Origin of the sequence: Actinomyces gerencseriae DSM 6844 (genome assembly GCF_000429265.1) — a bacterium.
In the GTDB taxonomy this organism is placed as follows: Bacteria; Actinomycetota; Actinomycetes; order Actinomycetales; family Actinomycetaceae; genus Actinomyces; species Actinomyces gerencseriae.
This window is the reverse complement of the sequence record NZ_AUBN01000010.1, coordinates 115,046-138,366: the sequence shown is the minus strand read 5'-3', so window position 1 is coordinate 138,366 and position 23,321 is coordinate 115,046. Positions and strand designations below refer to the sequence as shown.

At 70.7% G+C, this 23,321-nt stretch carries 14 protein-coding genes and 4 tRNA genes; 14 read left to right on the top strand and 4 right to left on the bottom strand.

Annotation, left to right across the window (positions count from 1 at the left end; translation table 11 throughout):
• Positions 1 to 50 precede the first annotated feature (50 nt).
• From coaE to G448_RS0104730, 6 genes are all read left to right on the top strand, one after another.
• Positions 51 to 1,394, top strand: a complete 1,344-nt coding sequence (gene coaE / locus G448_RS19105) for a dephospho-CoA kinase (RefSeq protein WP_026407065.1) — start codon at positions 51 to 53, stop codon at positions 1,392 to 1,394.
• A gap of 88 nt (positions 1,395 to 1,482) precedes the next feature.
• Positions 1,483 to 2,220, top strand: coding sequence for a hypothetical protein (locus G448_RS0104750; RefSeq protein WP_026407064.1), 738 nt, complete (start codon positions 1,483 to 1,485; stop codon positions 2,218 to 2,220).
• A gap of 70 nt (positions 2,221 to 2,290) precedes the next feature.
• Positions 2,291 to 4,387: an excinuclease ABC subunit UvrB gene (gene uvrB, locus G448_RS0104745; RefSeq protein WP_026407063.1), complete on the top strand. Its 2,097-nt coding sequence runs from the start codon at positions 2,291 to 2,293 to the stop codon at positions 4,385 to 4,387.
• A 331-nt stretch (positions 4,388 to 4,718) separates the two neighbouring features.
• On the top strand, positions 4,719 to 5,747 hold the full coding sequence (locus tag G448_RS0104740; protein ID WP_026407062.1) for a TerC family protein: 1,029 nt from the start codon (positions 4,719 to 4,721) through the stop codon (positions 5,745 to 5,747).
• A 31-nt stretch (positions 5,748 to 5,778) separates the two neighbouring features.
• Positions 5,779 to 6,768, top strand: coding sequence for a TerC/Alx family metal homeostasis membrane protein (locus G448_RS0104735; protein ID WP_026407061.1), 990 nt, complete (start codon positions 5,779 to 5,781; stop codon positions 6,766 to 6,768).
• Positions 6,769 to 6,827: 59 nt separating this feature from the next.
• Positions 6,828 to 9,350 carry an HAD-IC family P-type ATPase gene (locus tag G448_RS0104730; protein ID WP_026407060.1) on the top strand — a complete coding sequence of 841 codons (2,523 nt, stop codon included), beginning with the start codon at positions 6,828 to 6,830 and terminating at the stop codon, positions 9,348 to 9,350.
• 127 nt (positions 9,351 to 9,477) lie between these two features.
• Here G448_RS0104730 and G448_RS0104725 read toward each other — a convergent pair whose 3' ends face one another.
• Entirely contained in the window at positions 9,478 to 9,762 is a 285-nt protein-coding gene (locus G448_RS0104725) for a YciI family protein (RefSeq protein ID WP_026407059.1), read from the bottom strand.
• A gap of 177 nt (positions 9,763 to 9,939) precedes the next feature.
• Here G448_RS0104725 and uvrA point away from each other — a divergent pair, with 177 nt between their 5' ends.
• A complete protein-coding gene (uvrA, locus tag G448_RS0104720; RefSeq protein ID WP_026407058.1) occupies positions 9,940 to 12,786 on the top strand; it encodes an excinuclease ABC subunit UvrA in 2,847 nt (948 codons plus the stop codon).
• Between the two features lie 73 nt (positions 12,787 to 12,859).
• Here uvrA and pdxR read toward each other — a convergent pair whose 3' ends face one another.
• Positions 12,860 to 14,173, bottom strand: coding sequence for a MocR-like pyridoxine biosynthesis transcription factor PdxR (pdxR, locus tag G448_RS0104715; protein WP_026407057.1), 1,314 nt, complete (start codon positions 14,171 to 14,173; stop codon positions 12,860 to 12,862).
• A 104-nt stretch (positions 14,174 to 14,277) separates the two neighbouring features.
• Here pdxR and pdxS point away from each other — a divergent pair, with 104 nt between their 5' ends.
• Positions 14,278 to 15,207: a pyridoxal 5'-phosphate synthase lyase subunit PdxS gene (gene pdxS / locus G448_RS0104710; protein ID WP_084436331.1), complete on the top strand. Its 930-nt coding sequence runs from the start codon at positions 14,278 to 14,280 to the stop codon at positions 15,205 to 15,207.
• Entirely contained in the window at positions 15,204 to 15,761 is a 558-nt protein-coding gene (gene pdxT, locus G448_RS0104705; protein WP_034494377.1) for a pyridoxal 5'-phosphate synthase glutaminase subunit PdxT, read from the top strand. Before pdxS ends, pdxT begins: the two co-directional genes overlap by 4 nt.
• Positions 15,762 to 15,855: 94 nt before the next feature.
• Here pdxT and G448_RS18970 read toward each other — a convergent pair whose 3' ends face one another.
• Positions 15,856 to 18,573 (bottom strand): DUF2339 domain-containing protein, encoded by a 2,718-nt coding sequence (locus G448_RS18970; protein ID WP_051268622.1) that lies wholly within the window; start codon positions 18,571 to 18,573, stop codon positions 15,856 to 15,858.
• Between the two features lie 241 nt (positions 18,574 to 18,814).
• On the opposite strand from G448_RS18970, the gene G448_RS0104695 reads away from it, so the two are divergent.
• Entirely contained in the window at positions 18,815 to 20,215 is a 1,401-nt protein-coding gene (locus G448_RS0104695; RefSeq protein ID WP_026407054.1) for a UTP--glucose-1-phosphate uridylyltransferase, read from the top strand.
• Positions 20,216 to 20,528: 313 nt separating this feature from the next.
• Here G448_RS0104695 and G448_RS0104690 read toward each other — a convergent pair.
• Positions 20,529 to 20,604 (bottom strand) — tRNA-Val (locus G448_RS0104690).
• A 150-nt stretch (positions 20,605 to 20,754) separates the two neighbouring features.
• Between G448_RS0104690 and G448_RS0104685 the strand changes: the two genes are divergently transcribed.
• From G448_RS0104685 to uvrC, 4 genes are all read left to right on the top strand, one after another.
• A tRNA-Gly gene (locus G448_RS0104685) sits at positions 20,755 to 20,827 on the top strand.
• Positions 20,828 to 20,868: 41 nt separating this feature from the next.
• Positions 20,869 to 20,939, top strand: a tRNA-Cys gene (locus tag G448_RS0104680).
• A 1-nt stretch (position 20,940) separates the two neighbouring features.
• A tRNA-Val gene (locus G448_RS0104675) sits at positions 20,941 to 21,012 on the top strand.
• Between the two features lie 88 nt (positions 21,013 to 21,100).
• Positions 21,101 to 23,305 (top strand): excinuclease ABC subunit UvrC, encoded by a 2,205-nt coding sequence (gene uvrC / locus G448_RS15090; RefSeq protein WP_051268621.1) that lies wholly within the window; start codon positions 21,101 to 21,103, stop codon positions 23,303 to 23,305.
• The last annotated feature ends 16 nt before the right edge of the window (positions 23,306 to 23,321 follow it).

Genomic DNA, 23,321 nt, shown 5'->3' with positions numbered 1-23,321 from the left:
CGTGCGCCATGCAGGTGACTCACAGGTGCCCGTACCGCTAATCTCGCCGCATGACGCAGACGCAGGACGCCCCGAGCCCACAGAGTCGCGCCACTTCGGGCTCGGATGCGGCTGATGCGACGGTGACGGTTCACATCACCGGCTTCGAGCCCTTCGATGGAGCCGCGTCCAACGCCTCCTGGGATGCCGTGCGGTTCCTGCCGGACACCATCGGGCTCGTGGACGGCAGGGCCGACCTGACCCGGGAGCTCCTCCCGGTGACCTTCGCCGGAGCGATGGCGGCCAGCGGCGACGCCGTCGAGCGCCTGCGCCCCGACGTCGTCGTGCACGTCGGGCTCCGGTCGGGGGCAGGGGCGGTGATGCTGGAGACCACGGCTCGCAACGAGGCGGCGGCGCGCATCCCCGACAACGCCGGGTTCCAGCCCATCGGCGAGGAGCTCGTCCCCGGCGGCCCGTCGGAGTTGCTCGCCACATGGCCGGCGGCGGCGCTGGTCGGGCGACTCGGTGCGGCGGGCCTGCCGGTGGCCCGTTCGGACGACGCCGGGCTGTACGTCTGCAACGCCACGCTCTACGCGGCTCTGCGCACCGCCTCGCGCCTCTCCTCGCCGGACCGCCCCGTCATCGGCTTCGTGCACGTGCCGCCCCGGGAGACCATGCCCTCATCCAGGGTCGTCGAGGTGCTTCGCGCGCTCATCGTCGAGCTCGCCGATCTGGTTCGTCGACGTCGCGCTGCGAGAGCGGGACTGGGCAGGCTCAGCGTGCCCCGCGGCGATCGGGTGCTGCGCGTGGGGCTGACCGGTGGCATCGGCTCCGGCAAGTCGACGGTGGCGCGCCTGCTCGCCGCGCGTGGCGCCAGCATCGTGGACGCCGACGCCATCGCCCGCGAGGTGGTGGAGCCGGGCACTCCCGGGCTGTCGGAGGTCGTGGAGGCGTTCGGGCCCACCATCCTGACCGGGGACGGGGCCCTGGACCGGGCGGCGCTGGCCGAACGCGTCTTCGGCGACCCGGGGGACCGCAGCAGACTCGAGGCCATCACGCTGCCGCGGATCGCTCAGGTGGCGGCCCACCGCATGGAGGAGGCGGGCCCGGGCGGCGTGGCCGTCTACGACGTCCCGCTCCTGGTCGAGCAGGCGATGGAGGATCTCTTCGACTGCGTCCTGGTGATCGAGACGCCCCCCGTGCTGAGGCTGGCGCGACTGCAGTCGCGGGGACTGTCGCGCCAGGAGACCGACAGGCGCATGGCCGGCCAGGCCGATGACGAGGAGCGCCGCCGTGTCGCCGATGTCCTGCTTCTCAACAACGGTGCCGAGACGGACCTCGCCGATGGGGTCGACTGGCTCTGGGAGCATCGCATCGCGGTCGGCATTCCCGCCGGTCGGACCAGCGGGAGGTGACTCGGGGCGTACGACCCATGGTGCGGTCGGGATGCGCCAGTCTATTCTCCAGTCCTCAGACGTTCGCGCATGATGAGGAGGCCCACTGATGCAGTTCGTCCGATGCGTCCCACGTCGATCGGCGCTCGTTCTCGGCTCCCTGGTGGCGGCGGGTTCCCTGACCGCCTGCGGACACGGGCGCAACCGGAGGAGGAACGACGACCAGCGCGACAGGCGGGATAATGGACGGCGCGTCGATCGGCACGAAAAGTCCTATAAGCCCGTCCTGTACCTCTATCCGGAGGAGTCGCGCGATCTTCGGGTCCGGCTCGACTACGACGGCGAGCTGACGTACTGCTATCCCGAGCCCCGGCGGGAGGGAGCGAGCGCCACCTGGTCGGTCACCGCCGCTCCCGACGGCGCGCTGACCGGCGTCTCCGGACGCGTCTACCCGAGCCTGTTCTGGGAGGGCACTGCCCACGATGCGTTCGAGCAGACCGAGGGCTTCGTGGTGGAGCCGGGGGAGGCGGCCTCCTTCCTGGAGGACAAGCTGTCCGTGCTCGGGCTCAGCGACCGGGAGGCCGCCGAGTTCATCACCTACTGGGGCCCGCGCATCGAGGCGCGCGGACGGGTGCTGCTGACCTTCGCGGCCGACCAGATAGCGGCGATCGCCAGGTACACGATGACCGAGTCGGGCACGGGCGCCGCGATCGTGCCGGACACCTTCCTACGGGTCTACCTCCTCGTCGGCGACGTGCCGGCCTCCGGCGTGCCCGAGCAGGTCCTCGCCACCGCCCCGCCGCGCACCGGTTTCACCGCCGTCGAGTGGGGCGGCAGCGAGCTGTAGTCGTCCGCACGTCGTCCGCGGCCGGCGCCGCGAGCGGGGCGCGCCGCGCACGACCGCGTAGCCTGGGGCCATGCGTCCCGTCACCGACCTGCGCCGCGCTGAGAAGCCCTTCGAGGTCATCAGCCCCTACTCGCCCAGCGGAGACCAGCCCACCGCCATCGCCGAGCTCGCTCAGCGGTTGAGCGCCGGCGAGAAGGACATCGTCCTGCTCGGCGCCACCGGAACCGGCAAGTCCGCCACCGCCGCCTGGCTGGTCGAGCGGGTCCAGCGCCCCACCCTCATCCTGGAGCCCAACAAGACGCTGGCCGCCCAGATGGCCGCCGAGTTCCGCGAGCTGCTCCCGAACAACGCGGTGGAGTACTTCGTCTCCTACTACGACTACTACCAGCCCGAGGCCTACGTCCCCCAGACCGACACCTTCATCGAGAAGGACTCCTCCATCAACGACGAGGTCGAGCGCCTGCGCCACAGCGCCACCAACTCCCTGCTGACCCGACGCGACGTCGTCGTCGTCTCCTCCGTGTCCTGCATCTACGGCCTGGGCACGCCCCAGGAGTACGTCGACCGCATGACGCCATTGGCGGTGGGCGAACGGATCGACCGCGATGAGCTCCTACGGCGCTTCGTCACCATGCAGTACACGCGCAATGACGTCGATTTCACGCGAGGGACCTTCCGGGTGCGCGGGGACACCGTCGAGATCATCCCCATGTACGAGGAGCTCGCCATCCGCATCGAGTTCTTCGGCGACGAGATCGAGTCCCTGGCGACCCTCCACCCCGTGACCGGCGACGTCATCGCCTCCACCGAGCAGGTCTTCGTCTTCCCCGCCTCCCACTACGTCGCCGGCCCCGAGCGCCTCGCCCGCGCCATCGAGGGCATCGAGAGCGAGCTCGCCGAGCGTCTGGCCGTCCTGGAGCGCGACGGCAGGCTCCTGGAGGCCCAGCGCCTGCGCATGCGCACCACCTACGACCTGGAGATGCTCGGCCAGATCGGCACGTGCGCGGGCGTGGAGAACTACTCCATGCACATCGACGGCCGCTCCCCGGGCACCCCGCCCAACACACTGCTCGACTACTTCCCGGAGGACTTCCTCCTGATCATCGACGAGTCGCACGTCACCGTCCCGCAGATCGGTGCCATGCACGAGGGCGACGCGTCCCGCAAGCGCACACTGGTCGATCACGGCTTCCGCCTGCCGTCCGCCCTGGACAACCGGCCGCTCACCTTCGCCGAGTTCGAGGACCGCATCGGGCAGACCGTCTACCTGTCCGCCACTCCGGGGGACTACGAGATGCAGCGCGGCGACGGCGTCGTCGAGCAGATCATCCGCCCCACCGGCCTGGTCGATCCCAGGATCATCGTCAAGCCCACCGAGGGGCAGATCGACGACCTGCTGGAGGAGGTCCGCAAGCGCGTGGACGAGGGCGAGCGGGTGCTGGTCACCACGCTGACCAAGCGCATGGCCGAGGACCTGACCACCTACCTGGCGGATCGCGGCGTGCGCGTGGAGTACCTCCACTCCGACGTCGACACCCTGCGCCGCGTCGAGCTGCTGCGCGAGCTGCGGCTCGGCCGGTTCGACGTGCTCGTGGGCATCAACCTGCTGCGCGAGGGCCTGGACCTGCCCGAGGTCTCCCTGGTGGCCATTCTCGATGCGGACAAGGAGGGCTTCCTGCGCTCGACGCGCTCCCTCATCCAGACCGTCGGCCGCGCCGCCCGCAATGTCTCCGGCGAGGTGCACATGTACGCCGATCAGGTCACCCCCGCCATGACCGAGGCGATCGGGGAAACCGAACGGCGCCGTACCAAGCAGCTGGCCTACAACGAGGCGCACGGGATCGATCCGCAGCCCCTGCGCAAGAAGATCGCCGATGTCACCGACATGCTCGCCCGCGAGGACGTGGATACCGCTGAGCTGCTCGCCGGCGGCTACCGGGGCCACGAGGAGCGGGCCGTCGTGGGACGTCGTAGGAAAGCCGCCGAGGCGACGGTGCGCGAGAAGCTCGCCGGAGCGGCGGCCGAGGATCTCGCGGGTCTCATCGACGAGCTCACCCAGCAGATGCACGCCGCGGCCGAGGACCTCCAGTTCGAGCTGGCCGCCCGCCTGCGCGACGAGATCCGGGACCTGAAGAAGGAGCTGCGCGACATGCGCGCCACCGCCTGAGCACTTCCATCCGAGCGCTCCACCGCCGATGACGTAGCCGATGACACAGTGCCGTGGAGGTCATCGACCGGGCCCGATGCGCATTCGGGACGTTAAACTCATGGGGCGCGCCAGTGCACGTCAACTCAATGCACGTCAGTGCACGGCAGCGCACATCTGCATGACGGAGGGGAGTACCCCCACCAACAGCGGCGTCGTCATCACGGCGGACCGGTCCTCGCCCGGGCGAGGCGTCGGCCCCCGGCGCCGCGGGCCAGCGCGACGGCCCCCGCGGCCGGAGCCCATGGCGGGAGGAGACCTCCGGTACCCGAGTCGTACCGGAGGTATGCCCGTGGACGTCCACGCCCTTGGATGGCTGGCCCTGGCCGCCATCATCCTGGCCATGATCACGATCGATATCGTCGGCCACGTCAGGACCCCCCATGAGCCGACCCTGAGGGAGGCGGCCTGGTGGTCGGTGGGGTACATCGCCGTGGCCGTGATCTTCGGCCTCATCGTCGCCGCCGTGTGGGGCGGTGGCTACGGCGAGGAGTACCTCGCGGGGTACATCACCGAGAAGTCGCTGAGCATCGACAACCTCTTCGTCTTCGTCATCGTGATCTCCAGCTTCCGGGTGCCCCGGAGGTACCAGCAGGAGGTTCTGCTCGCCGGCATCGTCATCGCGCTGGTGCTGCGCCTGCTCTTCATCCTGGCGGGCGCGGCCCTCGTCGAGAACTTCTCCTGGGTGTTCTACATCTTCGGCGCCTGGCTGCTGTGGACCGCCGTAGCCCAGGCCCGGGAGGGCGTCGAGGAGCCCGAGGAGCACACCGCCGACGACTACCGGCCCTCGCGCTTCGTCAGGGCGGTCTCCCGGGTCGTCCCCATGACCGACGGCTTCGTCGGGGGACGCCTCCTCCACCGTCACGCCGGGCGCACCATGATCACGCCCCTGCTCCTGTGCGTCATAGCGATCGGCACCGCCGATGTCATGTTCGCCGTCGATTCGATCCCGGCGATCTACTCGCTGACCGCCGAGCCCTACCTCGTCTTCGCGGCCAACGCCTTCTCCCTGCTCGGCCTGCGCCAGCTCTACTTCCTCATCGACGGCCTGCTGGACCGTCTCGTCTACCTGCACTACGGTCTTGCGGCGATTCTGGGATTCATCGGCCTCAAGCTCGTCAACCACGCCCTGCACACCAACGAGCTGCCCTTCATCGCCGGCGGACAATCCTGGGAGGTCATCCCCGAGCCGTCCATCGGGGCGTCGCTGTGCCTCATCGTCGTCGTCATCCTCATCACCGTCGTCGCCTCCCTGCTGGCATCCAGGCGATCACGCGATGGGGCCGGGGCTGCCCGGATCCCGGAACCCACGGACGCCTGAGCGCCCACGAGCCGCCGAGGAGCACCAGCACATGAGCGTCAGTCCCCTGGCCTGGATCGCCCTGGCCGTCGTCGTCATCGGTCTGCTGACCCTCGACTTCATCGGTCACGCCCGCAGCCCCCACCCGCCGACGATGCGCGAGGCGACCGGCTGGACCATCGGCTACGTCGCCCTGGCCGTCGTCTACGGACTGGCCGTGTGGGGGAGCGCCGGCAGGACGTATGCGGGGCAGTTCTACGCCGGGTGGCTCACCGAGTGGTCGCTGAGCGTCGATAACCTCTTCGTCTTCATCCTCATCATGTCCGCCTTCCGCGTACCGCGCAGTTTCCAGCAGAAGGCGCTGCTCCTGGGCATCGCCACCGCGCTGGTCCTGCGCCTGCTCTTCATCCTGGCGGGCGCCGCCCTCGTCCAGCACTTCAGCTGGGTCTTCTACTTCTTCGGCGCCTTCCTCGTCTACACGGCCGTCAGGCAGATCCTCGACGCGCGCAAGGACGAGGACACCGAGGAGGACGCCACCGCGTACGTCGACAACTCCGTGACCCGCTGCGTGCGGCGCCTCCTGCCCACGACCGACGGCTTCGTCGGCAACAAGCTGATCCACCGCCACGCCGGGCGCACCATGATCACGCCCCTGCTCATCGTCGTGATCGCCCTGGGCACCGCCGACCTCATGTTCGCCTTCGACTCGATCCCGGCCATCTTCGGCCTGACGTCCGAGCCGTTCCTCATCTTCAGCGCCACCGCCTTCTCCCTGCTCGGCCTGCGCCAGCTCTTCTTCCTCATCGACGGGCTGCTGTCCCATCTGGTGTACCTGCCCTACGGCCTGGCGGTCATCCTGGCCTTCATCGGGCTCAAGCTCGTCAACCACGCCCTGCACGAGAACACGCTGCCCTTCATCGCCGACGGCCATCCCGTCACGAGTGTTCCGGAACCATCCACCGAGCTCTCGCTGGGGCTCATCGTCGTCACGCTGATCCTCGTGGCTGTGACCAGTCTCATCCGTACGCGACGACGAGCGTGAGGTCTCCGCTGGGATCCGGCGGCCGAGGCGGGCATGCTGGCCCGGTGAGTCGAACGAGCATGTCAACCCGATCCCCCGAGGAGCACCGGGGGCTGACGGCCGAGCAGGTCGCCGCGCGCGTGCGCGATGGACGTACCAACGCCTACAGGGTGCGCACCTCCCGGTCCGCGGCTGCGATCCTGCGCGCCAATGTCTTCACCATCTTCAACGCCATCCTCGCCACCGCGCTCGTCGTGGTGCTCGCGGTGGGGCACTGGGCCGATGCTCTGTTCGGCCTCGTCCTCATCCTCAACACCGCCACCGGGACGATCGCTGAGGTGCGCGCCAAGCGCGCGCTCGATCGCCTCGCCGTCCTGGAGGCCCCGACCGCGCGCGTCGTGCGCGACGGTCAGGAGGTCGACCTCGACGTGGCCGACGTCGTCCTGGACGACGTGCTGAGGCTGCGCAGCGGCGAGCAGGTGCCGGCCGACGCCATCGTGCTGACCACGGACGGCCTGGAGGTCGACGAGTCCATCCTCACCGGCGAGTCGGTCCCCGTCCGGCCCGGCATCGGCGACCGGGTGATGTCGGGCACCACCGTGACAGCGGGCACAGCGCTCGTGCAGGCCGACGCCGTGGGAGCCGACGCGTACGCCAACCGACTGGCCCGCGAGGCCCGCCGCTACTCGGTGGTGTCCTCCGAGCTCCAGGCCGGCACCAACCGGGTCCTGCGATGGATCTCCTGGGTGATCGTGCCCGTCGCGCTGCTGCTGCTCTGGTCGCAGATGCGCGGCACGGCCATCAGCGCCGCCGGCGCGCCCACGGGTCAGTGGAGCACCGCCCTGGTGGCCTCCGTCGCCGGGGTCGTCGGCATGGTGCCCCAGGGGCTCGTCCTGCTCACGAGCGTCAATTTCGCCACCGCGTCCCTGACCCTGGCGCGCCGTCACGTGCTCGTCCAGGAGCTGCCCGCCGTCGAGGTCCTCGCCCGCGTCGACACCCTCTGCCTGGACAAGACGGGCACGCTCACCACCGGTCGGATCGCTCTGACCCGGGTGCTGGCCGTCGGCACCGATGGCGCTGATGATGCCGGCGGTGCCGACGGCGTCGACGGGACCCTGGTCGATGCCACCGCCGCACTGCGTGAGCCGCTGCTGGCCCTGACCGCCGTCGCCGACCCGAACGCCACGGCCGAGGCCGTGCTCGAGGGGCTCACGGGGCGGAGCGTCGGGTCGAGCGCCGACCCGCGCACCCTGCCCGACGTCGAGGCCGTCACCGGCCGCGTCCGCGAGGCCGTCGCCTTCTCCTCGCGGCGCAAGTGGTCCGCCGCGGTGCTGGACGGGCGGACCTGGCTCATGGGCGCGCCCGAGATCATCCTGGCCGGGGCAGACGGCGGCCCGAACCTGCTCACCCACGCCCAGCGCCTGAGCACCGGAGGCGTTCGCGTCATCGCCCTGGCTCGCGGACAGCAGCCCTGCGACCGGGGCGAGGACGGCGAGCCCCGCCTGCCGGGGAGCAGACGGGCGGCCGGACTGCTGGTGCTCTCCGAGCAGATCCGCTCCGACGCGGCCGAGACCCTGGACTACTTCCGCGCCCAGGGCGTCGACGTCAAGATCATCAGCGGCGACAACCCGACGACCGTGGCCGCGGTCGCCGCCGGCGCCGGCGTCGCCTCGGACGCCGGCGGTGCGCCGGTGGCCCTCGACGCCCGCGACCTGCCCGCCGATGCCGATGACCCGGCGGCGCTGGAGGAGCTCGCCGAGGCCGTCGAGGGGGCGCAGGTGCTCGGTCGCGTCACTCCCGAGCAGAAGCGCGCCCTCGTTCAGGCCCTGCGCAGCCGCGGGCGCACCGTGGCCATGACCGGCGACGGCGTCAACGACTCGCTCGCCCTCAAGGACGCCGACCTGGGCATCGCCATGGGCAATGGCGCTCCCGCCACCAAGGCCGTCGCCCGCATGGTCCTGCTCTCCGGAGAGTTCTCCGCGCTTCCCGGCGTGGTGGCCGAGGGGCGCCGGGTCATGGCCAATACCGAGCGGATCGCCTCACTGTTCCTGGCCAAGACGGTCTACGCCTCGCTCATCGCCGTCGTCGTGGCCGTCACCGCCATCGGCTACCCGTTCCTACCGCGCCAGCTCACCATCGTCTCCTCCCTGACGATCGGCATCCCCGCCTTCGTGCTGGCCCTGGCGCCCAACGACCGGCGCTACCGATCCGGTTTCCTGCGCCGGGTGCTCACGCTCGCGATCCCGGCCGGCCTCGTCGCCGGGATCGCGACCCTCGTCGCGCGCCAGTGGCTCGCCGCCGAGCACGCCGCGCTGGCCCAGATCACCACCGGCGCCACGCTGGTCCTCGTCGCCTCAGGGCTGTCGCTGCTGACGCTGACCGCCAGACCCCTGCTGGGCTGGCGGCTCGGCCTCGTCGTTCTCATGGCCGGAGCCGCGGCGCTAGGAGTGCTCGTGCCGGCGGTGCGGGGATTCTTCCTCCTGGCGTGGCCGAACCCGGCGACGTGGCTGGTTATCGCGGTCTCCGGCGGCGCGGCCGTGGTCGGGATCGAGGCGATCCGCCTCGTGCGTCGACGTCCGACGGGCTCCCGATCGCGGGACTGACGGCCCCCACGGCGCGAGACCCGCACCGGGCCCGAGTCGGACATCGACGAGTGGGAGTGGCCGGCCGTGGGAATGATGACGACGGGCTGCCGCGCGCGACGCCGCGGCGCGGCCGGTGGCCCGGTTCTCAGGCCAGGCGACCGATGACGGGGCTCCACTCCCGGGGGATGCGTTCGGCGATGAAGCCGGCCTGGTTGAAGGGATCGTCCTCGAGCAGCGCGAGCGCGCCGGCCTCATCCTCGGCGCGCACGATGATGAGGGCGTCGTGCCCGCCCGCATACGGGCCCGCGGCCAGGAGCCGACCCTCCTCCGCCAGACCGGCGTTGAAGGCGCGGTGGGAGGGACGGACACCGGCCATCTCCTCGTCGCGGTCGGTGACGTAGCGGTACTCGACGGCGTAGACCCTGCTCATGGGCACAGCCTACGCACGATGCGGCCGGGGCGGGGCGGATCGCGCCGCCGTGGCGGGGGCGAGGAGCTCGAGGGAGGCTCGAAGGGGCTCCGGAGGGGTCCGTCCCATCGGTCGGGGGTGAGGATGAGACATGTCGAACACGTGTACGAAGGAGGGCAGCCTCTAGACTCGATCCCCGTGAACGACTCCCTCATCATCCGTGGCGCCCGCGAGCACAATCTCAAAGGGGTCAGCCTCGACCTGCCTCGCGACCAGATGATCGTCTTCACCGGCCTGTCCGGATCCGGCAAGTCCTCGCTGGCCTTCGACACGATCTTCGCCGAGGGCCAGCGCCGCTACGTCGAGTCCCTGTCGTCCTACGCCCGCCAGTTCCTCGGCCAGATGGACAAGCCCGACGTCGACTTCATCGAGGGCCTGTCCCCGGCGGTCTCCATCGACCAGAAGTCCACCTCCCGCAACCCCCGCTCGACCGTGGGCACGGTCACCGAGGTCTACGACTACCTGCGCCTCCTCTACGCCCGCGCCGGGGTCCAGCACTGCCCCGTCTGCGATGCGCTCGTCGCCTCCCAGACCCCTCAGCAGATCGTCGACCAGATCCGCTCCATGGATGAGGGCACCCGCTTCCAGGTTCTGGCCCCGGTGGTGCGGGGGCGGAAGGGGGAGTACTCCGAGCTTCTGGCCGAGCTGCAGGGCCGCGGCTTCTCACGCGTGCGCGTGGACGGGCGGACGCATCGGCTCGGCGAGGTCCCCGAGCTCAACAAGAGGCTCAAGCACGACATCGAGGTCGTCGTCGACCGTCTTGTCGTGCGCGAGGGCATGCGCCGGCGTCTGACCGACTCCATCGAGACGGCCCTGGGACTGGCCGACGGTCTGGTGCTCATCGATCTGGTCGACCTCGAGGAGGACGATCCCGCGCGACTGCGCCGCTTCTCCGAGAAGCGCGCCTGCCCCAACGAGCATCCCCTCCAGCTCGATGAGATGGAGCCGCGCACCTTCTCCTTCAACGCCCCCTACGGCGCCTGCCCGGCGTGCACGGGCATCGGCTCCCGGCTGGAGGTCGATCCCGAGCTCGTCGTCCCCGACGAGGAGCTCACCCTGGCGGAGGGGGCCATCGCGCCGTGGACCAGTCACCAGAAGTACTTCACCCGTCAGCTCAAGGCCCTGGGCGAGGAGCTGTCCTTCGACGTCAGCACCCCTTGGCGGGCTCTGCCGAGGCGCGCCAAGGAGGCGATCCTGCGCGGCAAGGACTACGAGGTCAAGGTCCGGTATCGCAACCGGTGGGGGCGCGAGCGCATCTACTCCACCGGCTTCGAGGGCGTGCTCGACTACGTCATGCGCAAGCACGACGAGACCGAGTCCGAGTGGTCCAAGGAGCGCTACCAGGGCTACATGCGCGAGGTGCCCTGCCCGGCCTGCCACGGCGCCCGCCTCAAGCCCGAGGTGCTGGCGGTGCGCGTGGGGGACCGCTCGATCGCCCAGCTGTGCGACCTGCCCGTCTCGGAGGCCCGCGACGTCCTGCGGAGTCTCGAGCTGACCGGTCAGGCGGCGCGGATCGCCGGCAGTGTTCTGGCGGAGATCAACGCCCGTCTCGGCTTCCTGGTGGATGTGGGCCTGGACTATCTCAGCCTGTCGCGCGGGGCCGCCACCCTGTCGGGCGGGGAGGCGCAGCGCATCCGGCTGGCCACTCAGATCGGCTCGGGCCTGGTCGGCGTCCTCTACGTGCTGGACGAGCCCAGCATCGGGCTGCATCAGCGCGACAACGCCCGCCTCGTCGAGACCCTGGAGCGTCTGCGCGATCTGGGCAACACGCTCATCGTCGTCGAGCATGACGAGGACACCATTCGCTCCGCCGACTGGATCGTGGACATCGGTCCGGGCGCGGGGGAGAAGGGCGGGGAGATCGTCTACTCCGGAGACGTGGGCGGGCTGCTCGACGCCCCCGACTCGGTGACCGGCGACTACCTGGCCGGGCGCCGCGCCATCGACGTCCCCGCCAGCCGCCGCACGCCGGCCAAGGGTCGTGAGCTGACAGTCGTCGGGGCTCGCGAGAACAACCTCAGGGACATCACCGCCACCTTTCCGCTCGGCGTGTTCACAGCCGTCACCGGGGTCTCCGGCTCGGGCAAGTCCTCCCTGGTCAACGCCATCCTCTACCGGGTGCTCGCGAACCGGCTCAACGGCGCCCGCGGTGTTCCGGGACGTCACAAGACGGTGCGCGGTCTGGACAACCTCGACAAGGTGGTCCACGTCGATCAGTCGCCGATCGGTCGCACGCCGCGCTCCAACCCCGCGACCTACACGGGCGTCTGGGACCACATCCGCAAGATCTTCGCCGCCGTGCCCGAGTCGAAGGTGCGCGGCTACGGCCCCGGGCGCTTCTCCTTCAACGTCAAGGGAGGTCGCTGCGAGTCGTGCAAGGGCGACGGCACGCTCAAGATCGAGATGAACTTCCTGCCCGACGTCTACGTCCCCTGCGAGGTCTGCCACGGAGCGCGCTACAACCGGGAGACCCTGGAGATCCGCTACAAGGACAGGACCGTCGCCGATGTCCTGGACATGACGATTCGCCAGGCCGCCGACTTCTTCGCCGCCACTCCGATCATCGCCCGTCATCTCAACACCCTGGTGGAGGTCGGCCTGGGCTACGTGCGTCTCGGACAGGCCGCCACCACCCTGTCGGGCGGGGAGGCGCAGCGCGTCAAGCTCGCCACCGAGCTCCAGCGCCGCTCCACCGGGCGGACCGTCTACGTCCTCGACGAGCCGACCACCGGTCTGCATTTCGAAGACATCCGCAAGCTGCTGGCGGTGCTCCAGGGACTGGTCGATAAGGGCAACTCCGTGATCGTCATCGAGCACAATCTCGACGTCATCGCCAACGCCGACTGGGTCATCGACATGGGCCCGGAGGGGGGCAGGGGCGGGGGCGCCATCGTCGCCACGGGCACTCCCGAGAGGATCGCCCGGGACGAGGCCTCCTACACCGGCCGCTTCCTCGCCCCCATGCTGGAGCGCGCCCGCGGCTGAGATCCTCCCTCCGGGCGACGGGGAGATGCCGGCGGACCCGGGGGAGGTACCGAGGGCCCCGGGGAGTCGGCCCTCAGAGCCCTTGGCCCTCTTCGATGGTGCGGCGCAGGACGGCGAGCCGCTCCCGCAGGCGATCGAGTGACCCGGTCCCCAGGCCCAGGACGATGCCGGGAGTGCGGGGGCGCCGGGCCGACCAGTAATCCGCCATGCCCGTGACCCCCAGACCCCGGGCGCGGCAGCGGGCGACGACGCGGTCCTCGTCGGCGTCCGCACGCAGCGGGACGACGGCGTGCAGTCCGCCCTCCATGGGCACGCCCTCGGGGAACAGGCCGATGAAGGCGGCGCGTCTGGCTCGATACTCCTTGCGCATGCGCGCGGTGTGCCGTCGTAGCCCGCCGGCCTCCATGTAGCGGGCGACGGCATCCTGCACCAGTCCGGACGTCGGCAGGCACAGATCGGCGACCCGGTCGCGCAGTGCCGGCGGCACGATGAGGTACCCGAGGGCCAGTGCCGGGGTGAGGGTCTTGGCGAAGGACCCGAGCATGGCGACTCGCCCCTCGGTGTCCAGGGCGAGCAGGGGCGGGTGGGTCGAGCGCAGCTCGGAGTCGTAGTCGTCCTCGATGACGAGGGCACCGGTGCGACGCGCCGCCTCCAGCAGCGCGAAGCGGCGTGAGGCGGGCATCTGGGTGCCGGTGGGGAACTGGTGATTGGGCGTGACCAGGAGGATGTCGGCCGGGTCGCCATCGGCGTCGGCGCTCATGCCCGCGGTGTCGGTGCCCACCGGCTGGAGCCTCCAGCCCATTGCGCGGGGCACGCGACGCAGGGAGGGATACCCGGGATCCTCAACCGCGAGGCGCCCGGGGCGCTCCTGGGCCGCCAGCAGCAGCCGCAGGCCGTCGCGGGCGCCGGAGGTGACGACGACGTTGCGCGGATCAACACGTATGGACCTCGTCAGACGCACGTGCTCGGCGATGAGGGCGCGCAGCTCCTCCGAGCCCGCGGGCGGATGGGCGATGGGATGGGCGGCGGCCGCCCGCCAGGCGCTGCGCCACAGAGCCGTCGTCAGCGGGCCGTCGGCCGGTGCACCCGGTCTCAGATCGCCTCGGACGGGAGCGGTGCGCTCCCCGGGACCCGGTCCCGGAGGCGGCGGGGAGGGCACCTGGAGCGAGGGATCCACGCGGGTGCCGCCGGGGCTCGCCACGAGAAAGCCCTCGCCGGCGAGCTGCTCGTAGGCGGTGACGACACTGCCCCGCGATACCCTCAGCTGACGCGCCAGAACGCGTGTGGAGGGCAGCGGATCACCCGGGGCGAGACGGGAATCGGTGATGCGGTTGCGGATGTCCTCAACGATCTGGGTGGGGACGGGGCGGTCGTGGTCGATCTGCATGTGCGTCGTCTCCGCGGTCGAGCCGTGCGGGCGAGAGGTGGTCCAAAGGAATGGTCCGGAACCGGACTTCAGAGTAGTCCACGTCGAGGAGCAGCATCACCCCCATGGACACTACTGACAACGCTGCCGAAAGCACCGGACCCGCGCGAACGCCGACCACCGGGAGCCCGCTCGTCAAGCGCGGGCTGGCCGACATGCTCAAGGGCGGCGTCATCATGGACGTCGTCACGCCCGAGCAGGCTCGTATCGCAGAGGACGCCGGTGCCGTTGCGGTCATGGCCCTGGAGCGCGTGCCGGCCGATATCCGCGCGCAGGGCGGGGTGGCCCGCATGAGTGATCCCGATCTTATTTCGGGCATTATCGACGCGGTCTCCATCCCCGTCATGGCCAAGGCCCGTATCGGGCACTTCGTCGAGGCCCAGGTGCTTCAGGAGCTCAAGGTCGATTTCATCGACGAGTCCGAGGTCCTCTCGCCGGCCGACTACGTCCACCACATCGACAAGCACCGCTTCACCGTCCCCTTCGTGTGCGGGGCCACCAACCTCGGCGAGGCGCTGCGGCGGGTGAGCGAGGGCGCGGCCATGATCCGCTCCAAGGGCGAGGCCGGCACCGGCGACGTCTCGGAGGCCACCCGCCACATCCGCACCATTACGAAGGGGATCGCGGCGCTGAAGGGCTTGGGCGCGGACGAGCTCTACGTCGCCGCCAAAGAGCTCGGCGCCCCCTACGAGCTGGTGCGCGAGGTCGCCGACGCGGGCGCACTGCCCGTCGTGCTGTTCACTGCCGGCGGCGTGGCCACGCCCGCCGACGCGGCCATGATGATGCAACTGGGCGCCGACGGCGTCTTCGTGGGCTCGGGCATCTTCAAGTCGGGGGACCCCGCCCGCCGGGCCGCCGCGATTGTGCGCGCGACGGCCTGGTACGACGACCCCTCCGCCGTCCTGGAGGCCTCGCGTGGCCTGGGCGAGGCCATGGTCGGCATCAACGTGGCGGACTTGCCCGCGCCTCATCGCCTGGCGGAGCGCGGCTGGTGAGAGTCGGGATCCTCGCGCTTCAGGGAGGCGTCATCGAGCACGCCCGACTCGTACGGGCCCTGGGCCACGACGTCGTGCTCGTGCGACGCGACGAGCACCTCCACGACCTGGACGCCCTCATCCTTCCCGGCGGCGAGTCGACCACCCTGCTGCGACTCCTGGACCTGGCCGGGCTGCGCGAGCCCCTGGCCGAGGCGGCGTCGCGTCTGCCCGCGCTGGGGACCTGTGCGGGACTCATCGTCCTGGCCGCTCTGGGAGTGCTCGACATCGATATCGAGCGCAACGCCTTCGGCCCCCAGGTCGACTCGATGAGCGTCGATCTGAAGTGGAAGGGCGCTGCGCTGACGGCGGCCTTCATCCGCGCGCCGGCCGTCACGCGCATGGGCGAAGGGGTGAGCGCGTGCTCCTCCTACCGCGACCCCGCTCGGCCGGAACGGCCTCCGCGCGTCGTCGGAGTGGAGAAGGAGGCCATCATGGCCGTGTCCTATCACCCGGAGCTGACGGGAGACCCGACCCTGCACCGGCTCCTGCTGACGCGAGCCGCTGGTTCATGATCATCCCGTGATCGCCCGGCGCCATCGGGTCCCGCCGAGCACCGATGGCGCCGGTGCTGCGGGGCGTCGGCTCCTGCGCATGGCGCTGCCCGGCCTACTCGGGCGACTGGAATCCTCCGTCATCGACACCGCTGTCGGCGCTGCCGGCGATGTAGCCGTAACCGACGGTCGGCGGCGAGCTCACCCGGGGCGCGGCGCCGCTGTCCGGGCCCGACCGCCCATCGGGCGCGGGCCGCGAGGACGGCGTCCCGCTCGCGCTCCCGTCGGCCGCGATGCGGTTGTAGGCCAATGACAGGCCGAAGCAGATGAGGCCCGCGACTCCCAGGGCGATGACACGGGTGATCGAATTCTGGTTGCCGATATCCATCACCGCCAGTTTGAGCACCGAGACGAGTACCAGCACGAGCCCGTAATGGCGCAGTGCCGTCGCCCGCAGCCGGAAGCCTGCGATGATGCACACCGCACCGGTGGCCAGCACCACGATCGTCAGCAGGACGCCCGACAATCGCTCGCCCGAGAGAATCCAGACCGACCACCACACCACGGCCGACATGAGCCCCGCCGTGGCAATCGTCTCGGCGGTGCCGCGCAGCCAGGGCCACAGCAGCCAGGCCGCGGTCGTGCCCGCCCCCAGAGCGACGACGACGAGCAGTCCCTGCCACACGAGACCATCGGTCACGGTCGCGACCAGGAGCTGGGCCAGGGCGATGACGGCCAGGACGAGGTACCCGCCGCACAGCGGCGCGGGGGGCATGGGGGTCGTCGGCGCCTCTCCTTCCGCGCCGATGCGCTGCCCCGCCCTGGCACCGATGAGCAGCGCCACGGGGGTGGGGGCGGACGAGCACAGACCCAGGCGCATCAGGGCGATCGCGATCGTGCCCGCGACCAGGGCGCTGATCGCGTTGGCCGTCTGCAATCGCGACAGGGCCAAGAAGAGGGACAGAGGAGCGACGAAAACCAGATCGGCCGCCAGGACCCACGAGGCCCACATCAGGCTGACGCCTCGTGCGGCCAGCTCCTGCTCATGACTCGTCCACGGGATCCCCTCATCCTGCTGGGGCAGGGGCGCCCGCTTCAGCATCTGCTCGAGCACGACCGCCCCGATCGGAAGCAGGACGAGCCCGGCGAGCGCGCAGGCCTGACTCGCCGGGTCCGCCTGACGAATCGAGCCGAGGAGCACCATGGCGCCGAAGGTCGAGACAACGGGCACGGCCGCCGAGTGGAGCAGGCGCGCGCACGGCATCGCGCTCATCGTGAGTGCGACGACGACCAGGGGGAACAGGCGCATCTGGGTGACGCACGATACGAACCCGACGAGAAGACCGATGCCCAGGGGCACCGGCGCCACCTGCCCGCGCCACGCCCGGGACACCGGCTTCGCCAGGAGCGCCGCACTGGCCGCAGCGACCAGCAGGGGGGCCATCGCCGCGCCGGCGTCGGCCAGCGCGCCGGCATCCCATTGCCCGGACCCGATCCCCACGGACCCGGTGCGGACGACTGCGAGCCGGCATTGGGCGATCAGCACCACGATGCCGAACAGACCCCAGTCGACGCCCGCCACCCACCGCCATCCCGCGCGGTGGAGCCGGGGGCCGGCATCCATGACCTGAAGCCCCATGAGAACGGCGGGCATGAAGACCATCAGAGCGCACAGGGGCCCACTCGCCTCGGCCAGGATGCGGACCGGGGCCAGGAGGACCGCGGCCATGGTGGCGGGCACCGCGGTCGCGGGGAACCAGGGGGCCAGGCGCATCGACTCCGAGGAGCGCGCCAGGTGGGCGGTGATGGCGGCCAGGGCGAGGACGTCCAGGCAGACGAGCGACCAGGTGAGGATGGCCGCGTCGCTGTGAGCGCTGGAGTGCCACGCCGCGAAGCCGATGGTGACCAGGGTGCCCAGACCCGCGATGACCGCCGTGAAGATCTGCTCCGTCATCTTGGCGGTCACCAGGAGGAGGACGGCCCATGCCGTCATGAGACCGAAGGCGGGAAGGACCGGCAGCCCCGTGTCCAGCAGAACCGCGCCGATGATCGCCACGAAGCCGAGCACGCCGCCGGTGCCGGTCAGGGTCGCGGCGGCGACCTGCTGGCGCTTGGCGCGCCGGGCCAGGGAGGCTCCCGAGGCGACCAGTCCGGCCGCGACCAGGAGGAGGGAACCGACCTTGACCCCGTCGGAGATGGAGTCCCAGACGAGCGCGATGAGGCTGACGGCCGACAGCACGACCAGGATCGCGGCCGCGCCCGACAGCAGATAGCGCCCGACGTTGCCCTCGGAGCGGATGCGCTCCCAGGCGGAGGGAGGGCCGGCCGGAGGTCGCGGCCGGGGAGCGCCTGTCGATGGTCCGTGCGCATCGCGCGTGCCGGGGGCGCTCGTCCTCGCCGGGGTGCTGGAGACCGTGACCCGGGGCCGGGTCTGAGGCGCGCGGGCCGGACGCTGCGCGGCCGGTGGTATGGACGCGGGCCGCGACGCGGCGACCGGCCGAGGGATGTCGGATTCCGGCTGCACGGGTCCGTCCTCGGGCACCGGCTCGACGTCCGCGGGCTCGATCGGCTCGGCAACGGCAATCGGTTCGGACCGCTCCGGCGGCTTGGCCGGCTCGGGCTCGGGCTCCTCCGGCCGCGCGGCGGGGCTCGGCTCGGAGCGGGCGTGCGACTCCGGGTCCTCGGGCGCACGCGATGCGTCGGAGCGCCCGGGTTCGACCGCATGCCGCGCGATCCAGTCGATCTTGCGCTCCATGAGATCGAGCCGCCGCAGGATCTCTTGCAGCTCGCCGCCGAACGGCGGCCGAGAGCCGGGGTGATAGGGGACTGACATGGCTGACTCCAGACGGGGTGCTGACGCATAGAGGTTATGAGGCCGATGCGGCTCGAGGGAAGGGAAGTGCTCCCCTGTGGACGGGTTCCCCGGGGAGGGCGCGGCGAGGCCGTCGGATGGTGATGATCGCGAGGTCGGGGGAGGCTCGCGCGGTCCCCGCTCGGGTCGTTCCGCCGGGTCCCTGCGCGCAAGCGCCCTGTGGGACCTGTGGGAGGGGCCGTTCAGCGGATATGCTGCTCCCATGAGCGAGAACGGACTCACCGCTGCCCAGCGCAAGATGCGCGACGCCGACGTCGCCGAGCAGGCCATTGATGTCTTCAGTCACTACTACCGGGCCCTGGAGGATGGGGCCACCGGTCTGATCCCCGAGGACACCATCGAGCCCCTCACGCGGATCGACTCCATCGAGGATGTCGAAATCGGGGAGGACGACGCCCGCGAGGCGCTGTCGCGCACCGTTCTGATCAAGCTCAACGGGGGTCTGGGCACCTCCATGGGGATGGACCGGGCCAAGTCGCTGCTGCCCGTGCGCGACGGCAAGTCGTTCCTCGACCTGCTGGTCGACCAGGTGATGGCGGCGCGCCGGCTCCACCGAGTCGCTCTGCCGTTGATCTTCATGGACTCCTTCCGCACCCGTCGGGACACGCTCGCGGCGCTCGCCGAGCACCCCGGCATCGAGGTCGATGGTCTGCCCCTGGACTTCCTGCAGAACCGCGAGCCCAAGCTGCGCGCCGACGACCTCACCCCGGTGACATGGGAGGCGGATCCCGATCTCGAATGGTGCCCGCCCGGGCACGGCGACATCTACACCGCCCTGGTCGCCTCGGGCGTCCTCGACGCCCTGCTGGAGCGCGGTTACACGTACGCCATGACCTCCAACTCGGACAATCTGGGGGCCTCCCCCTCCGCTCGCATCGCCGGCTGGTTCGCCGCCTCCGGCGCCCCCTACGCCCCTGAGATGTGCCGCCGCACGCCGGCCGACGTCAAGGGCGGCCACCTGGCGGTGCGCAAGAGCGACGGCCGCATCATCCTGCGCGACACCGCGCAGACACCGGCCGACGAGATGCGCTTCTTCACCGACCAGTACCGTCACCCCTTCTTCCACACCAACAACCTCTGGTTCGACCTGGAGGTCCTGCGCGACATGCTCGTCGCGCGCAAGGGGATCCTCGGCCTGCCGCTGATCAAGAACGCGAAGACGGTCGATCCGGCCGACTCCTCCTCGACGCCGGTCATCCAGCTCGAGACCGCCATGGGGGCGGCGGTGGAGGCCTTCGAGGGCGCGACCGCCATCGAGGTTCCCCGCTCCCGCTTCCTGCCGGTCAAGACCACCAACGATCTGCTGCTCGTGCGCTCCGACGTCTACGAGATCGACGATGCCGGGTTGCTGCGAATGGTGCCGGAGCGGGCCTGCACAGTGAGCCTCGACCCGCGCTACTACAAGAAGATCGGCGACTTCGAAGCGCGGTTCCCCCACGGGGTCCCCTCCATCCGAGGGGCCGAGTCGCTGACGGTGGAGGGCGACTGGACCTTCGGGGCCGACGTCGTCGTCACCGGCGAGGCTCATGTGGGGGAGGAGGGCTCTCCCGGAGAGGTGGCCGACGGCACCCGGATCCGACCCGGATCCGAGGGGCGTGCGTGAAGCATGTGAGAAATGCCGAGGCAGGACGGCGGGAGGTCTCGTTCCGGAGACGCGGCCGACCCGCCCGTCCTCGCCCTCCGGAGCCCTCCCGCGGCCATGCGTCGAGAACAACGGTGCCGAGTTCCTGATGCGAGAGATCGAGCGACTGCGGCGGCGCGTCGTCCTCATCCGAGGCCGGCTCGAAGATGGGGGCTCCCTTGCCGCGGCCCTCGATTCTCCATTCCCTCTGCAGGTGCCGTTCGGAGGAGTGATCCAGGACTCCGCCCCTCACGGGGCCGATGCGTCGGAGTGCGGGAACGCGTCCGACGGATGATGGTGGGCGATACTGGAATCGAACCAGTGACCTCCTCGGTGTGAACGAGGCGCTCTAACCCCTGAGCCAATCGCCCGGCGCGGGGGACAGGGTATCCATCGCCCGAGCCGTCGGGCAAACGAGGGCTCGGTGAGGTGGATCACCGTATTGCCGTTTGCGGTCGACGGTCGTCGGGGTGTTATGGTTTTCCAGCGCCTGGCGGCCTGAATGAGCCGTTGGAGCATGCGCGGATGTGGCTCAGTTGGTAGAGCATCACCTTGCCAAGGTGAGGGTCGCGGGTTCGAGTCCCGTCATCCGCTCCGAGGAGCTTGGGGAGCCTCCCAGCCCCCGGCATCTCACTGGTGGGTTGGCCGAGAGGCTAGGCACCGGCCTGCAAAGCCGTTTACACCGGTTCGAATCCGGTACCCACCTCGGGCGATTGGCGCAGCGGGAGCGCGCTTCCCTGACACGGAAGAGGTCACTGGTTCGATCCCAGTATCGCCCACCGGAGTGAAGGCCGTCCTCCCGCCGTCACCCGGGCGATGTGCGACAGGTCCTCGGCCCGGGGACTCGACTCATCTAGTCTGCGTGCCATGGCCGACCCTTCGACGTACCGCCCCGCACCCGGCGAGATCCCCACGTCGCCGGGCGTCTACCGGTTCCTCGACATGGAGGGACGCGTCATCTACGTCGGCAAGGCCAAGAACCTGCGGGCGCGCCTGTCCAGCTACTTCCAGGATCAAGCGGCCCTCCACCCGCGCACTCAGAAGATGGTGACCACCGCCTGCGCCGTGGAATGGACGGTCGTGGGCACGGAGGTGGAGTCCCTGGCCCTGGAGTACTCCTGGATCAAGGAGTTCAACCCCCGATTCAACGTCATGTACCGGGACGACAAGTCCTATCCGTACCTGGCCGTCACCATGCAGGAGGCCTATCCGCGCGCCCAGGTGGTGCGCGGCGCGCGCAGGACGGGGACTCGTTACTTCGGCCCCTTCGTGCAGGCGTGGTCCATCCGCGAGACGCTCGACCAGCTCCTGCGCGTCTTCCCCGTCCGCTCCTGCTCGGCGGGAGTGTTCAAGCGCGCCCGCGCCTCCGGCCGCCCCTGCCTGCTGGGATACATCGACAAGTGCTCGGCGCCCTGCGTGGGCCGTATCAGCGAGCTCGATCACCGTGAGCTCGCCGAGGACTTCTGCTCCTTCATGGCGGGACGCACCGGGCCCTACCTGCGCGAGCTCGAGGACCGCATGCGCCTGGCGGCCGGGAACCTGGAGTTCGAGAAGGCCGCGCGCCTGCGCGACGACGCCGAGGCGCTCAGGAAGGTCATCGAGCGCAACGCCGTGGTCCTGCCCGATGCCACCGACGCCGATGTCTTCGGCCTCGTGCGCGATGAGCTCACCGCAGCCGTTCAGGTCTTCCACGTGCGCGGCGGACGCGTGCGCGGCCAGCGCGGCTGGGTCATCGATCTGGTCGAGGAGACCACCGACGCCGAGCTCGTCGAGCGCCTCCTGCAACAGGTCTACGGGGACCTGGCCGACCCCTCCGGAGCGGGTGCGCCCGAGCGCTCGGGTCCCACGACCTCGCTCGGGGTGGGTGGGCGAGCCCCCGTCGCCGCTCCGGCTCGCGCCCAGCCCCGCGGCGCGTCGGCGCGGCGCTCCGACGCCGCCGCGGCGACCAGCATCGACGACGTCGCCCACACCGCCACCACGGCAGTCCCGCGGGAGATCCTCGTTCCCGCCGTGCCCGGGGACGCCGCTGCTGTGCGCGAGTGGCTCGCCGGCCTGCGCGGAGGAAGAGTCGATGTGCGCGTGCCGGCTCGCGGAGACAAGGCCGCCCTCATGGGCACCGTGCGCAAGAACGCCGAGGAGGCGTTGCGCCTGCACAAGACGCGCCGCGCCGGCGACCTCACCCAGCGCTCCGCCGCGCTGGAGGAGCTGGCCGAGGCCCTGGACCTGCCCGAGGCGCCACTGCGCATCGAGTGCTACGACATATCCCATACCCAGGGCACCCATCAGGTCGGCTCCATGGTCGTCTTCGAGGACGGAGCGCCCCGCAAGTCCGATTACCGGCGCTTCGTCGTCCGCGGCCAGGACGGCGACGGGGCGAACGACGACACCGCCGCCATGCGCGAGGTCCTCACCCGCCGCTTCAAAAGGCTGCTGGCCGAGCAGGGCGCCGAGCTCGCGGATGTGGAGCTCGTCGGCGCCGACGGCGACGGCGTTCCCGTCGTCTCGGGCCCCATCGACCCCGAGACGGGGCGCGCCAGGCGCTTCTCCTACGCCCCCGGTCTCGTCGTCGTCGACGGCGGCCCGCCCCAGGTGGGGGCCGCGCGCGCCGTGCTGGACGAGCTCGGGGTCGACGCGCCCCTGGTGGGGCTGGCCAAGCGGCTGGAGGAGGTATGGGTGCCGGATGACGAGTTCCCCGTCGTGCTGCCGCGCACCTCGCCCGCGCTCTACCTGCTGCAGTACCTGCGCGACGAGTCGCACCGCTTCGCCATCACCCACCATCGCAAGAAGCGCTCGGCGGGCATGACTCGCTCCGTACTCGACGACGTGCCGGGGCTGGGGCCCGCACGGCAGTCCGCCCTGCTCAAGGAGTTCGGCTCGGTCAAGCGGATCCGTGCCGCCACTCAGGAGCAGATCGCCTCGGTCAAGGGCATAGGTCCGACCCTGGCGGCTACGATTCTCGAACACCTCGCGTCGGTCTCCCGAGCATCCGCGAGGCGCACCGACAAGCACAACCGAGAGGAAGCGGATCATCTCCGCCCCCATCCGGGGAATCGCCGTCGGCCGGGATCATGATGACGATCGCGACGGC

Coding starts and splice junctions, on each gene's coding strand:
- G448_RS0104750 (WP_026407064.1), top strand. CDS start 1,483: ATGCAGTTCGTCCGATGCGTCCCACGTCGATCGGCGCTCGTTCTCGGC.
- G448_RS0104695 (WP_026407054.1), top strand. CDS start 18,815: ATGAGCGAGAACGGACTCACCGCTGCCCAGCGCAAGATGCGCGACGCC.
- coaE (WP_026407065.1), top strand. CDS start 51: ATGACGCAGACGCAGGACGCCCCGAGCCCACAGAGTCGCGCCACTTCG.
- uvrB (WP_026407063.1), top strand. CDS start 2,291: ATGCGTCCCGTCACCGACCTGCGCCGCGCTGAGAAGCCCTTCGAGGTC.
- G448_RS0104730 (WP_026407060.1), top strand. CDS start 6,828: ATGTCAACCCGATCCCCCGAGGAGCACCGGGGGCTGACGGCCGAGCAG.
- G448_RS0104735 (WP_026407061.1), top strand. CDS start 5,779: ATGAGCGTCAGTCCCCTGGCCTGGATCGCCCTGGCCGTCGTCGTCATC.
- pdxR (WP_026407057.1), bottom strand. CDS start 14,173: ATGCAGATCGACCACGACCGCCCCGTCCCCACCCAGATCGTTGAGGAC.
- G448_RS18970 (WP_051268622.1), bottom strand. CDS start 18,573: ATGTCAGTCCCCTATCACCCCGGCTCTCGGCCGCCGTTCGGCGGCGAG.
- G448_RS0104725 (WP_026407059.1), bottom strand. CDS start 9,762: ATGAGCAGGGTCTACGCCGTCGAGTACCGCTACGTCACCGACCGCGAC.
- uvrC (WP_051268621.1), top strand. CDS start 21,101: ATGGCCGACCCTTCGACGTACCGCCCCGCACCCGGCGAGATCCCCACG.
- pdxS (WP_084436331.1), top strand. CDS start 14,278: ATGGACACTACTGACAACGCTGCCGAAAGCACCGGACCCGCGCGAACG.